At 33.2% G+C, this 12,293-nt stretch carries 18 protein-coding genes; all 18 read left to right on the top strand.

Annotation, left to right across the window (positions count from 1 at the left end):
- The first annotated feature begins 4 nt into the window (after positions 1-4).
- The 18 genes from HBA50_RS05585 to HBA50_RS05500 all read left to right on the top strand — a co-directional run bounded on the left by HBA50_RS05585 (position 5) and on the right by HBA50_RS05500 (position 12,239).
- The gene (locus tag HBA50_RS05585) at positions 5-493 is read left to right on the top strand and encodes an Imm6 family immunity protein (protein WP_045497563.1); all 489 of its coding nucleotides are present in this window, start codon (positions 5-7) and stop codon (positions 491-493) included.
- Positions 494-503: 10 nt separating this feature from the next.
- A complete protein-coding gene (locus HBA50_RS05580) occupies positions 504-992 on the top strand; it encodes an Imm6 family immunity protein (protein ID WP_045497560.1) in 489 nt (162 codons plus the stop codon).
- A 116-nt stretch (positions 993-1,108) separates the two neighbouring features.
- Positions 1,109-1,456: a DUF4274 domain-containing protein gene (locus tag HBA50_RS05575; RefSeq protein WP_235285258.1), complete on the top strand. Its 348-nt coding sequence runs from the start codon at positions 1,109-1,111 to the stop codon at positions 1,454-1,456.
- Between the two features lie 143 nt (positions 1,457-1,599).
- Positions 1,600-3,039 carry an HNH endonuclease gene (locus HBA50_RS05570; protein WP_052687619.1) on the top strand — a complete coding sequence of 480 codons (1,440 nt, stop codon included), beginning with the start codon at positions 1,600-1,602 and terminating at the stop codon, positions 3,037-3,039.
- Positions 3,036-4,742 carry an AAA family ATPase gene (locus HBA50_RS05565; RefSeq protein WP_045497557.1) on the top strand — a complete coding sequence of 569 codons (1,707 nt, stop codon included), beginning with the start codon at positions 3,036-3,038 and terminating at the stop codon, positions 4,740-4,742. The genes HBA50_RS05570 and HBA50_RS05565 overlap by 4 nt, the downstream gene beginning before the upstream one ends.
- A gap of 66 nt (positions 4,743-4,808) precedes the next feature.
- Positions 4,809-5,663, top strand: a complete 855-nt coding sequence (locus tag HBA50_RS05560) for a metallophosphoesterase family protein (RefSeq protein WP_045497554.1) — start codon at positions 4,809-4,811, stop codon at positions 5,661-5,663.
- 36 nt (positions 5,664-5,699) lie between these two features.
- Positions 5,700-5,942, top strand: coding sequence for a hypothetical protein (locus HBA50_RS05555; RefSeq protein ID WP_052687618.1), 243 nt, complete (start codon positions 5,700-5,702; stop codon positions 5,940-5,942).
- A 121-nt stretch (positions 5,943-6,063) separates the two neighbouring features.
- Complete coding sequence (locus HBA50_RS05550) at positions 6,064-6,501, top strand: hypothetical protein (RefSeq protein WP_045497709.1); 438 nt, start codon at positions 6,064-6,066, stop codon at positions 6,499-6,501.
- 122 nt (positions 6,502-6,623) lie between these two features.
- Positions 6,624-7,097, top strand: coding sequence for a DUF6985 domain-containing protein (locus HBA50_RS05545; protein ID WP_243746217.1), 474 nt, complete (start codon positions 6,624-6,626; stop codon positions 7,095-7,097).
- Positions 7,098-7,246: 149 nt separating this feature from the next.
- Positions 7,247-7,657 (top strand): SMI1/KNR4 family protein, encoded by a 411-nt coding sequence (locus HBA50_RS05540; protein WP_045497548.1) that lies wholly within the window; start codon positions 7,247-7,249, stop codon positions 7,655-7,657.
- A 114-nt stretch (positions 7,658-7,771) separates the two neighbouring features.
- Complete coding sequence (locus HBA50_RS05535; RefSeq protein WP_045497545.1) at positions 7,772-8,104, top strand: DUF7957 family protein; 333 nt, start codon at positions 7,772-7,774, stop codon at positions 8,102-8,104.
- 259 nt (positions 8,105-8,363) lie between these two features.
- A complete protein-coding gene (locus HBA50_RS05530) occupies positions 8,364-8,849 on the top strand; it encodes an immunity protein YezG family protein (protein ID WP_045497542.1) in 486 nt (161 codons plus the stop codon).
- A gap of 89 nt (positions 8,850-8,938) precedes the next feature.
- Positions 8,939-9,604, top strand: a complete 666-nt coding sequence (locus HBA50_RS05525) for a PoNe immunity protein domain-containing protein (RefSeq protein ID WP_045497539.1) — start codon at positions 8,939-8,941, stop codon at positions 9,602-9,604.
- A 120-nt stretch (positions 9,605-9,724) separates the two neighbouring features.
- Complete coding sequence (locus HBA50_RS05520; protein ID WP_496109352.1) at positions 9,725-10,291, top strand: PoNe immunity protein domain-containing protein; 567 nt, start codon at positions 9,725-9,727, stop codon at positions 10,289-10,291.
- Between the two features lie 53 nt (positions 10,292-10,344).
- Positions 10,345-10,815, top strand: a complete 471-nt coding sequence (locus tag HBA50_RS05515; RefSeq protein ID WP_045497533.1) for a hypothetical protein — start codon at positions 10,345-10,347, stop codon at positions 10,813-10,815.
- Positions 10,816-10,921: 106 nt separating this feature from the next.
- The gene (locus HBA50_RS05510; RefSeq protein WP_045497530.1) at positions 10,922-11,323 is read left to right on the top strand and encodes a hypothetical protein; all 402 of its coding nucleotides are present in this window, start codon (positions 10,922-10,924) and stop codon (positions 11,321-11,323) included.
- Between the two features lie 13 nt (positions 11,324-11,336).
- Positions 11,337-11,783, top strand: a complete 447-nt coding sequence (locus HBA50_RS05505; protein ID WP_045497527.1) for a hypothetical protein — start codon at positions 11,337-11,339, stop codon at positions 11,781-11,783.
- 9 nt (positions 11,784-11,792) lie between these two features.
- Positions 11,793-12,239, top strand: coding sequence for a hypothetical protein (locus HBA50_RS05500; RefSeq protein ID WP_045497524.1), 447 nt, complete (start codon positions 11,793-11,795; stop codon positions 12,237-12,239).
- The last annotated feature ends 54 nt before the right edge of the window (positions 12,240-12,293 follow it).

The raw sequence follows: 12,293 nt of genomic DNA, 5'->3' as shown, positions 1-12,293 counted from the left end.
CAAAATGGAATTTACTCTTAACCTCAATCTTTTGCAATTTATGCAAAAATTAACAGAACCGCTAGAAACATATATAGGAAACTCGGATTATAAGGAATATGTGCATGAAACGTTAGACATTGCAGGCCGATGTATTGATAGGCTTAGTGAGTCCGACCCAGACTTTCTGTATGATAGATTGGAAAATTTAGACGAGGAAGACATCTTAACCTATTCGGAGCTGGATAAAAGCACCGATCTAGCTGTGTGGAGATGTATTGATTCTTTCATTGCGTTAGTAGTTTATCAGTCATACAAAGCAGTTGGACAGCAGTACTTGCCCCAAACCATAGAGTGTGTGGATGAAGATACGCTCGAAGATTATTTTATTCATTATAAGCAACTGGTTAGAAGCTACAGTGACATTGCAAGGAGAACGAAATGGCTTGAGGAGGAAGCCTATGTCGCAGACCCCTCTGTTAGCCCTTACTTAGAATTTTTGTTTGAGGAGTAAATGCGAGAATATGAATACCAATCAATTTTATCTCATGCTGGTCTACTCAGAAGCCATCCTAAATCATATGGAAACAGAATATAAGCCACAAATTCGAGTTGCCTTGGACGCTTGCTGGAGTTTTGTGGAAAATAACAGCAAAACGGGCAAAGAGCTTTATAGTCTACTAGATGATGGAACGGATTTTAAGGGAATTTTCATCTACATGCAATTAGACGAGAATGAGGCTAATGTTCCATCGTGGGACAATCTTAGCTATGCAATCGGTGCAACTGCTAGGGAAGCCTATCTGCTGGACAATCAGCAACAATTGCCTTCTCCTTTGGAAAATATTGATTCAAGCTTAGTAGACTTATTTATTGAGAATTTAAAAGAAATCAATATGAATTTTTATAATTATCTTGAAGAAATTAAGGGCTTTTTGAAGAATGATTGTCCTCCTTCAAAAAATGCCGCCTTGCAAAAATTGGAAAGCTTAGGATTATTAGGAGGGAGTTGAAGTTTTAAATGGATAATCGACAAATTCAGCAAATAGCTGATATTTTGTACGCTGAAAGCAATGCTAAAGCTGTGGTGTGCCTTAAGCAGTTTTAAACTGAAGATGAGCTGTTTGTCTTGCTGGACAATTTTAACTGGGATAATGGATTTGAAGTGCCAAAAGTAGTGCTTAATCATTCCAAGTGCAGTCTTTCAGTGGCTTTATTAGCTTTCTATCGTGCAGATGGCATCAGGTATTTACTTGAGGGAGAGGCAGCCTTTGAAAATCCGCTATCAAAGGAGTGGGAAGATTTTGTAATAGATGTCTATACTAAAATTCTCAGAGGCCAATTTCCAAGTGGGACTATCTCTTTTCAGCCCGAAATAACGAAGATTCAAAAATTTAAACTAAAAAAATTAAAACCAGAAATTGATGAAGTATTTCTTGAAGGTATTTCGGGCAAAGATTTGAATGTAGTCATTTAATGAAATAAATGGTAGATCCATCCCGTCATTTGTTAGAAGTTGCTGGGCCTTTAGTAGAGTTGGATAGTTAATATATAAAGTAAGACCGTGCAAACGGTCTTTTGTGGTATAATTATGATTAAACTAAGCTTTAGAGGTGAAAAATGATTCCGATAAAAAAGAGCAATTCTGAACAAGTATATGAATTTTGTAAGGATATTTATGAAATGATCTCGGAAAATGATAAAGAAAGATTGAACCATATTTTAAAAGATGAGTTTAGTGATATTTTTCCAGAAATCCAGTCTGACGATGAGGAGTTGTTTTTAAAATTGATGACTCTTGAATATAAGGAATTACAGAAGGTAAAAGAAAGAATTGATGGGCAAAGTGAAGCTAAGTTTGAGATAAATGAAAGCATTAGTATAAAATCCAATAAATGTAACCACTCACTCAATAAATTCCTAAGGATTATTTATCAGCATTTGGATAAAGATTTTATTGAGGAATGCAATAGTTGGTTTAAAGAGAAACAAATTGGTAATATAGACAGGGTTAAAGATGATATTAACCTACTTATTCTACTTGAATATAAGTCCAATAAAAAATTGAAGAAAATTAATAGCTTTGTTAAAGAGAAAAACATAGAGATTACTAATGAAGTAAATATTTTAATAAATAAAATTGACAAGAAAAAGGAGTTTGCTGAGTTACTACTCTCTAAACTTGATATAAGTTTCAGAGAATCTTTTGAAAAAGCGCTCGAATCCTCTAAATGTAGTATAAAGCTTGAGGATTTGTTGGAAATTTATGGACAGGAAGATTTTAATAAAAAATGGTGCCCGAAATTTCCTGAAAAGATAGAATACAAGGTGCCTTTAAAAAAATATCTCCAAAATGAATTTAAAAGAGTATTAGAAACCCTTTACAATAGAATAGACAAAAAAGAGTTAGTTCGCATAACTGGTGTCACAGTTTGTCCATATTGTAATAGAAATTTTATAAATGTAACCGAGGAGGCTAATACGAGTCAGTTAGACCATTTTTTCCCTAAGAATGAATATCCTCTATTCGCTTTATGTTTTTACAATCTAATTCCTTCTTGTTATGGTTGTAATAATAAAAAGAGTACGAGTAAATTTTATATCTCTCCCTATGATGAAAGTATAACTGATGTTGATGAATTGTTGATGTTTTCGTGGAAACCAAAATTAGCTGATTTTATAAATAATTCAGCAAATATTGATATTATAGTAAAGGATGACATATCAGAGGAGAAGTTAAAACAATTAGAAAGCAAGGATGAATTAAGTGTCAGACAGAAATTATTGAAGGATAAATATGTGATTGACACAAGAAATCTATATAAACTACACACAGATGTTGTCCAAGAATTATTGTGGAAGCAGGAAGTTTATAGTAATAGCTATAAAATTAAGTTAGAAGAAATTTTAGCTACGTCCGATAAAAAGTTTTCAAAATATGAGATAGATAGAATGATAGTTGGTTATTATACAGACAAAGAAAATTATGGGAATAGACCACTTTCAAAAATGGTTACAGATATTAGCAAAGAAATTGGACTAGTAGGAGAAGAAGAATGAAATTAATTGCTTTGGTGATTAAACAGTATGATAAGCTTTTTAAAGAACAGATTTTTAATTTTTCAGATGAATATAAAGTTGATTTTAACTTTGAAACAAATGAATTAAAAATTGATAAAAATCCAGACTATATTGAAAACTTTTATGGAGAGTCTATTTATAATATTTCACCAATAGTTGGGATAAATGGGACTGGGAAATCAACTTTATTGAGATTGATGAGGGAATCAGATTCTCATTTAGAAAGTAATAGTTCTTATTTTAAAGTATTTAGGGATAATGAAAAATTCAAAGTAGATAGGCACAATATAGATATACAAGAGAATGAGAATTTTGAAGTTTATGGTGATGATAAACAATTTCAAAAACCAAATATAAACACAGCAATAAATTATTATAATTTGCATAATCAATCTTTTTTTGGTGTGACAGGGGTGCCAGAAAACAGCAATATATTAGAAATGGAAATCAATTGGTCCTCGTTAGAAAATTATTTTAGGATTTACTCAGAGTTTTATGATAAAGAGATTTTTTCTGATTTCAAATTTAAAATCTTATTAATTAATTCTTATTTACCTAATAAGATTGATAATAAGAAAGAATTTATTAAAGATGTTTGTTTAAGCTTAATTTCCAACTTTGAAGCAAATAGATACGGTTATTTAAATGATTATGAAGAAAAGATAGATAAAGCAGTGAGCGAGATAGAGTATTTCAAATACCAAGATAATGATGACTGTGAGTCAGATATTACATTTTATTTAGAAAAAATGCGTTATTTAGATAATGAGTTAGCTTCGCTAATGAATAGTTTGAAAGTAGAAAATCGGAAAGTAAGTTTTGTAGAAGTTTTTCAAAAGATTTCTGATTTTTTATTGCATCTTAATAATTATATTATCTCTATAGAGGGTGAAGAAATATTAGTGAACTTTTCACGAGATTTATTACAAGATCAAGAGTTTTTAGATATTTGTAAGGAATTTGACTCACTTCGTAGTTTTTTAAATCAGTATTCATATTATAGATTTAATATTCTAAAATTTGATTCTTTTTGTATGTCAGCAGGTGAAACTAACTTTATTAGATTATTTTCAAATGCTTTGACTTCACAACAATTTAATGAATATATCAGAGATTATATATTTTTAATTGACGAAATAGAAATGGGAATGCATCTGGAATGGTCACGAAAGTTAATTAATAACTTCGTAGAGTTTTTGAAAAGAGAGAGACGACGGGAAGACGTAAATTTACAGCTTATTTTCACAACCCACTCTCCCTATATGTTATCTGATATTAAACCAGGAAATGTGATTTTGATTGAAAAGAATCAAGAAACTGGATATTCAGAAGGAAAAGTTTTACAAAATACTTTCGCTAAAAATATACAAGAAATCATGAAGGAAAATTTGATTGAGAATATTTATGGTGATTTTGCCTTAGCGAAGATTAATTCTATGATTGAAAGACTTAATGGAGAAGAGGAGCAGGAAGGAAATGAAGAAGAACTATTGAAAGAAATTCATTTGATCAGCGAGCCTATTCTTCGTAATAAATTATTAGAGATGTATGATAAGAAATACAGTACCTCAGAATTTAGTATTGAAAAACAACTACAGAAGTTGAATCTGAATGAGGAACAACGCCAGCAGGTCAGAGCAATGATTGAAGCAAATATAAGTAATGCCGATGCGGATAAATAAGTTTGTAATTAAATAGTTTGAATTATCAATACAATCATTTGAAAATGAATAATAGAAAGTAATAATATGAAACATAAAATCGCGATTCTATCTGATATACATGGGAATACCACAGCCTTGAAGGCAGTTCTGTCAGATGCTAAAAGGCAGGAAGCGACGGAGTATTGGCTTCTAGGGGATATTTTTCTCCCTGGTCCGGGGGAAAATGACTTGCTAGCCTTGTTAAAAGACCTTCCTATCACAGCGACTGTCCGCGGAAACTGGGATGATTGTGTCCTAGAGGCTTTAGATGGTCAATATGGCTTAGAAGACCCACAGGAAGTCCAGCTCTTGCGTATGACGCAGTATTTGATGGAGCGAATGGACCCTGATCAGATCACCTGGCTGCGGAGTCTGCCTATGGTTGCGAAGAAAGAAATTGATGGGCTGCGTTTTTCGCTCTCACATAATTTGCCTGCCAAAAACTATGGGAGTGACCTACTGGTTGACAATGATACGGACAAATTTGACCGGCTACTGGATGAGGAGACTGATGTGGCAATTTACGGTCATGTCCACAAGCAGTTGCTTCGTTATGGCAGCCAAGGGCAACAGATTATCAATCCCGGTTCGATTGGCATGCCCTATTTTGATTGGTCGGCCTTGAAAAATCACCGTGCCCAGTATGCCTTGTTAGAAGTTGAAGACGGGGAACTGGTAAATATCCAATTCCGAAAAGTCGCTTATGACTACGAAGCAGAGTTAGAATTAGCCAAAGAAAAAGCTCTTCCTTTCATCGAAATGTATGAAGAATTACGTCGCGAAGATAATTACCAAGGGCATAACCGAGAATTATTGGCTTACTTGAATGACAAGTATGGTTACGTAGAGGATGTTAGGCAATTTTTTCAGATAGGTGAACCAAAAGAAAATAAAAGTTGAAGAGAGATGACATTGAATTTGGAAGGACGAGCTTAGATGTTTGAGAAGATTAAATTAGATCCGTTGAACCAGTTTTATCCAGATATTGAAATCTACAATCAATTTGAGAATGATAAATTAGTTTTCTTTGAAGCCAATGAAGTAGCGCTTCTATCTATCGGATTTGCTGCTGAAAATAAGGGGAAAATCTACTATTATGATAAGGAAATTGCTCCTAATTTAGTAGACCTTCTAGACCGGCTTATGGAAGATGATACCTTCTATTATGACTTGATATAGCTGGATTTTTTTGGCGAACAGAAATCAATACCGATTCTATAATCGTGTTGAAGAAGTCGAGCGCTTTATGAATAGTGTCCACTAACTTGAAAAGCTAAAAGAATTAGATAGGATGAATACAATGACACAATTTGAAGACAAATTTATGGAAGTTCAGGCTAGCATGATTTCGTTAGCAATGGAATATGTTCAAGAACAAGCAGATAAAATATACATTTATGCAATAGCAGATAGTTTATATAGTTTTAATTTGTTTTATGAAATAAAAGGGAAGGTTGTACATAAACACTTGGTGAATAATTTTTTACCAGATGATTCTCAAGTTGATATCGGTCTCCAATCAATCTTACTGAGAGAAGGTATCAAGGATGTAGAAAACATGATTGAAATCTGCCAAGAATACGGTCGCGAGCACCCAACTGAAATGTGGCTTGTCTATGATGCTCAGAAAAACAGCCTTGACAGTCGCTATAGCTATGAAGGTCGTTATGACAAGGATGAAGAGTTGCTTCCAAATCTAGAGTTTGAAAAATGGTTTGAGGAAATGCAAGGCCAATAACTATTTTCGACAACGAAATTGCATTGAATTGATGAAGCAGTGAAAAAAGACTGCATAGAAGGTAAGAAAGATTTTTGCGGTTACCTAGTTGACGAACTTGGAGAATAAAGAGAACAATGAAAATGAATCATCAAATTTTCGGTAACATAGAATTTAATAATGGCTGGACAAGACCTATTTCTATAACGATGTTCGGTAAGCAGCATGTTTTAGAGATAAATATTGATGCAGATGAAGATGCAGAATTTGAAATAAACCAAGAAAAAGCCTATACATTTTTTCAAGAACATTTGGATGAAATTGTAACAGAAGCTAATTCTGCTATTTTATCGTACTATGATCGAGAAATATCAGATATTGTTTCCAGTTTTACAAATTTAGCTGAAAAACAATCTTTTTTAAATAAAATGGGAGATGAGCAGCAAATTTATTCTCTATTGCAGCCTAAGCAAATCATGTTTCCTCTAACCTTTGATGAAGGTGTTGAAGAATTTGGCTTTTTATGTGATTGTGATTGGGACAAAGAAAATGGCATAGGAATAAAATTTACCAATGGCCTTTTGTCTGAAATTGGCTATCAAGATATACTTCTATAAGTATATAATTCATAAATTTGCCTATCTTTTATCAAATGCTTCTCAGCTTCAACCGTCTTATGTAAAGATTTTAGAAAAATCCAAAGTTTAATAGGAAACAGGAGCCAGAGCAGTTTAGAGAAGTTTGGGAAAGGAAATCAAGTACGAATATGAAGTGGTTAAATTATAAGGGAATTTCTAAGGATATCATAAAAAGTGTGGAGCATAGATTGCAGATTACTCTACCAGATGATTATAAGCAAGTCGCTTTGAAATATGATGGTGGTTATCCTAATCCCAATCATTTTAAGGTAGGTGAGAAGGTGGAAATTTTCAACAATTTAATCAGCCTAGACGAAAATGAAGACAATAATATATATGAAATTCTTGAAGATCTACAAGATCGACTTGGTGACCAGCTGATTCCCTTTGTGGAAGATGGTTTTGGAAATTTATTATGTTTTGATTATTCAGCTGAGAAAAGCGTAGTTTTTTGGAATCATGAAAAGAACTATGATGAGTTTAAAGAGGCGACCTTTGTTTGTTCCAGTTTTTCTAGTCTAATTGAGAGTCTTTTTTAAGCAATATAGACTTTCTATGTACGACCTTCTTAGTGAATGATATCGACGTGCCAATAGTGAGATTTTAAGGATGATGGGAAAAGGCATAGAACAGATTATAGAAAGGTTACTTGAATGGTAGAATATGAAAACAACAAACTAATAGTGAATGGTGAAATTACTAAAATTTTTCAGTTTGCTATACGAGATCTAATAGAAGTGGATGAGGAGTGTATTGTTTTATTAGAAATACCTTTTGATAGTTTGGAGAAAAATAATATTATCAGACTTGATTGTAGAGGAACTGTAGTTTGGACCATTGCTAACAGTGGATACAGTAAGCTTATTTATCCGTTCGAACAGATGATTTTGATAGATGGCTGGCTTTATGCGACGGATTTTTATGCTAGAAGATGCAAAATTGATATAAGCTCAGGAAAAATAGTGGATGTGTCTATATTCAAATAATCATCTGAAATTATTTATTCCTAGGAAGGTGAATCGCAATAATGAATCAAATAATAAAGCATTATTTAAAATCAAAGCATTGAACTTGTTTGCTTCCATTTATGGGTGGCTTGCGATATTACTATTCTTTTTCCTATGAATAGTAATATTAGCAGGAGTGGTGGAGTTTGGTATTCTATGGAGCATGCATGGAAAGCTAAATTAAATGATATTCCTCTTGAAGAATTAATCAGATAAGGAATAAACCAGGAGGTTAAAAATGTTTGAAAATCAATTAAGCCAATTGTTTAATGATATAGCAAATAATGTAAATCGTATGATTCCGGAAACGTGGAATGATTTATACTTTAATGTTGAGTTAAAGGAAGGGGACGGAGAAGTTTTTTTCTATTTTAATACGAAAGAAAGTCCTGAAAAATATATTTTCTCACATGATATACCAGTAATTTATGATATTCCATTTTCCGAATATATGGACTCCTTTAATCAATTAATGAGTATTTCTAGAAATATTTTAGAGGTTTTAGAAAATAATAATCAACCTAAATGGTATGCAATGGTTTTAATAGTAAAATCTCGGAAGCAATTAAAAGTTGAGTTTGATTACACTGATTGGTTTGCCAGTCCCTTTACCTCTAATCAAAGATTGTCTTTTTTTAAACATAAATGTTTAGGAGAAGAACCTGAAAATAATGATTTACTTCAACTTTTTAAAGAAATGGAAGAATATAAAAAACAAGGCTAAATATCTACGATGAAGGCTTGAGGGAGTTGGAGTACTTCCCATATGATTTGTTGGTGTAGAGAGATTAAGCATAGAAAGGGAGTCAATATATGCTAAGAGACAAACACAAAGATCAAGCGTATTTTGAAAAATGGATAGCTTTTGTTCAAAAACGATTAGAGAAGAATATTAAGATAACGGATGAGATTGCGGAGGAGTATTTGTTGTTCCATTATCAAGATTTGGTTTTGAATAATGAAGAACTAGTGAAACTTTCCTATTCTATAGGGGCTTCGAAAGAGGAGATTTTTCCCTATTATCAAGGTATTCTGTCTCATCTCAAAGTTATTGCTTCAGAGGGAATCCCCTTTTATCGTGCAGTTGATGTCTTTGCTTTGGGAGTTCTTTACAGTGAGCACAAGGAAGAGTTTCTGGATGATTTAAAGGCTATTTATGAGCAGATGGACCACACAGATGGCTTAATTGAATACTACATGATCTATCTATTCCATGATACGGTAGTTCCTTTTCATTCGATTTTAGAGTATCAAAATATGATTGAGGACACTTATGAGAGCGTAGTCAAGGCGCAGGGTTTCTGGTATTATAGTCATTCAGATGAACCTTGGTATGGAACCCATAAGTATGACAATAGAGGCTATGATGGCTACTGGAGTTTTGATACCGCCGCAACCTGCAAGATCAAAGGAATTTACGACGAAGGCTTGAGGGAGTTGGAGTATTTTCCCTATGATTTGTTGGTGCAGGGAGAATAAGCTAAGAAAGGGAGTTAATATATGATAAGAGACAAACACAAAGATTATGCGTATTTTGAAAGACGATTGAATCGTGTACAAGAGCGCTTAAAAAAGAAAACAAGTAAAACTAAAGATATCATGAAAGATTATCTACAAGTCCATTACCAATTCTTGGTTTTGTTCAATGAAGAACTAGTGAAACTTTCCTATTCTATAGGGGCTGCGAAAGAGGAGATTTTCCCCTATTATAAAGGGATTCTTTCTAATTTGAAGCTCATTGTCTCAGAGGGGGTTCCATTTGACTTGGCAGTTAACATCTTTGCATTGGAAGTCCTTTATAGTGAGCGCAAGGGAGAATTTCTGGATGATTTAAAGGCTATTTATGAGCAGATGGACCACAATGATGGCTTGATTGAATATTACATGACTTATTTATTCCATGATACGGTAGTTCCTTTTCATTCGATTCTAGAGTATCAAAATATGATTGAGGACACTTATGAGAGTGTGGCCAAGGCGCAGGGTTTCTGGTACTATAGTCATTCAGATGAACCTTGGTATAATTCTCATCAATATGAACACTGTGGTTATTATGGTTACTGGAGTTTTGACACCGCCGCAACCTGCAAGATCAAAGGAATTTATGACGAACGCTTGAAAGATTTAGAGTATTTTCCTTATGATTTATTGGTGCAGGGAGAATAGAAAACGAAGCTTTTTATCTGAAAGAATAGCTTGGTTCTAGAAAGGGGATAAAGATGAAGCTCCATTCAGATGTGATAAATGAATTAATAAGTATAGACTTTTTGAAGGAAGAAAGAGAAACAGGTCTACCGATTACTCAGTTAAAGACTGTAAAAGAAGCAGAAAAGAATATTAATAGTTTAAAATGGGAGAATTTTGTCTTAGAAAAAGATGGTGACTTTAGTGTTTATCTTTTTAAAAATCATAGTGACATTTATAAGCACTGGAATGAACTGGCAAATAATGCAAAAGAGGAAATCATTCCTGAAATTGAAGCACGATTAGATAACCTGATTACGGAAGGTAAACTGGTAGCATCCATGAAAGATCAGATTGAATTTGATATCATTGGCTTGGCTCTCTACTTGACCATCAAGAAAGAGATTCCTCAAGCCGAATCAAAATTTTATGATGATTTGTATGCTTTATACCAAGCGGGTTACATTCCTTGTGGTTTTGCCAAGGGATGCTATAAGGTTTTATAAGGATAGTTTTTTTCATAGAAGATGAAATGTTCAAGAATGAAATGATTTTTTTGAGAGAAAAAGATATAAAAGTGAGGATTTTTAGGAATAGGTGGAGTCCTTATAAATGAGCGAACAATACTTACCAATAAGAGATAGTTTAGGTTATCAGAATGTCAAGCAAGCTTTAGAGAAAATTTTTTCGATTGATCTTGATACGATTGCGATTAATGAAGGGGAAGATGAAAATTTTAATTTTCCGTTCGTGTATAACGGTTATCATATGACAATAGGTATTTCATCAACAGGTAAAAATACGCAATTGGAAGCAGGAGAGGGTGGATTATTTAACATTTGGTTTACTCAAACTGATGAAGAGAAATTTTCAGTCACATTTTTATCCAAGCTTATTGATGATAAGAGTATAAGAAGAGTGTATGGTGGTAATAAAGATTCTATTGAACATACTTTGCATATACTGAAAGATTTTCTAAACTCAGACAAAGCGGAAGTTTTATTGAAAATATAAAAGGAATGTAGCAATGACACAATTTGAAGATAAATTTATGGAAGTTCAGGTTAGCATGATTTCGTTAGCAATGGAATATGTCCAAAATCAAGCAGAAAAAGTATATATTTATTGCATTTCTGAAGAAGCATTGCAATCATATAAAGTTTTTTATAAGATTAATGGTATTGTAGTTGAAATGGATAAAGTTAATGAAGTTGCGACAAAAAAAATAGATGATTCCGATAATATGGCATTCGCTCTATTGGGATATGGAGCTGAAGATATACAAAAATTGCTTGATGTTTGTAAAGAATATAATCGCGAGCATCCAACTGAAATGTGGTTGATTTATGATGCTCAGAAAAACAGCCTTGATAGTCGCTATAGCTATGAAGGGCGTTATGAAAAGGATGAAGAGTTGCTTCCAAGTCTCGAGTTTGAAAAATGGTTTGAGGAAGTGAAAGGCGAGCAGCAGTAGGAGAATAATATGACACAATTTGAAGATAAATTTATGGAAATCCAGATTGACATGGTTTCATTAGCTATGGAATATGTCCAAAATCAAGCAGATAAAATTTTTATTTATTGCGTTGCGGATGGTTTTTATAGGTTTGATGTATTTTTTAAAACGAATAATCATTATCTGGATAGAGATGAGATTGCGGGTTACCTTCCTAATGAAATAGATAGTTCAGATGAAATTCAGTTTAGTCTATTAGGAATTGGGGCACAAGATATAGAAAGAATGGTTAAGCTGTGCCAAGAATATGACCGCGAACATCCAACTGAAATGTGGTTGATTTATGACGCTCAGAAAAACAGTCTTGATAGTCGCTATAGCTATGAAGGGCGCTATGACAAGGATGAAGAGTTGCTTCCACGTCTAGAATTTGAAAAATGGTTTGAGGAAGTAAAGAACAGTACTCAAGCTTAATGCTTGCGACAATCTCTAGTTAAATGATAGAAAAGCAGAGGCAAAATGCTTTCC

Source organism: Streptococcus cristatus ATCC 51100 (genome assembly GCF_011612585.1).
GTDB classification, from domain to species: Bacteria; Bacillota; Bacilli; order Lactobacillales; family Streptococcaceae; genus Streptococcus; species Streptococcus cristatus_H.
This window is presented reverse-complemented; position numbering and strand designations above follow the sequence as displayed.

Coding starts and splice junctions, on each gene's coding strand:
- HBA50_RS05585 (WP_045497563.1), top strand. CDS start 5: ATGGAATTTACTCTTAACCTCAATCTTTTGCAATTTATGCAAAAATTA.
- HBA50_RS05580 (WP_045497560.1), top strand. CDS start 504: ATGAATACCAATCAATTTTATCTCATGCTGGTCTACTCAGAAGCCATC.
- HBA50_RS05570 (WP_052687619.1), top strand. CDS start 1,600: ATGATTCCGATAAAAAAGAGCAATTCTGAACAAGTATATGAATTTTGT.
- HBA50_RS05565 (WP_045497557.1), top strand. CDS start 3,036: ATGAAATTAATTGCTTTGGTGATTAAACAGTATGATAAGCTTTTTAAA.
- HBA50_RS05560 (WP_045497554.1), top strand. CDS start 4,809: ATGAAACATAAAATCGCGATTCTATCTGATATACATGGGAATACCACA.
- HBA50_RS05555 (WP_052687618.1), top strand. CDS start 5,700: ATGTTTGAGAAGATTAAATTAGATCCGTTGAACCAGTTTTATCCAGAT.
- HBA50_RS05550 (WP_045497709.1), top strand. CDS start 6,064: ATGACACAATTTGAAGACAAATTTATGGAAGTTCAGGCTAGCATGATT.
- HBA50_RS05545 (WP_243746217.1), top strand. CDS start 6,624: ATGAATCATCAAATTTTCGGTAACATAGAATTTAATAATGGCTGGACA.
- HBA50_RS05540 (WP_045497548.1), top strand. CDS start 7,247: ATGAAGTGGTTAAATTATAAGGGAATTTCTAAGGATATCATAAAAAGT.
- HBA50_RS05535 (WP_045497545.1), top strand. CDS start 7,772: ATGGTAGAATATGAAAACAACAAACTAATAGTGAATGGTGAAATTACT.
- HBA50_RS05530 (WP_045497542.1), top strand. CDS start 8,364: ATGTTTGAAAATCAATTAAGCCAATTGTTTAATGATATAGCAAATAAT.
- HBA50_RS05525 (WP_045497539.1), top strand. CDS start 8,939: ATGCTAAGAGACAAACACAAAGATCAAGCGTATTTTGAAAAATGGATA.
- HBA50_RS05520 (WP_496109352.1), top strand. CDS start 9,725: ATGAAAGATTATCTACAAGTCCATTACCAATTCTTGGTTTTGTTCAAT.
- HBA50_RS05515 (WP_045497533.1), top strand. CDS start 10,345: ATGAAGCTCCATTCAGATGTGATAAATGAATTAATAAGTATAGACTTT.
- HBA50_RS05510 (WP_045497530.1), top strand. CDS start 10,922: ATGAGCGAACAATACTTACCAATAAGAGATAGTTTAGGTTATCAGAAT.
- HBA50_RS05505 (WP_045497527.1), top strand. CDS start 11,337: ATGACACAATTTGAAGATAAATTTATGGAAGTTCAGGTTAGCATGATT.
- HBA50_RS05500 (WP_045497524.1), top strand. CDS start 11,793: ATGACACAATTTGAAGATAAATTTATGGAAATCCAGATTGACATGGTT.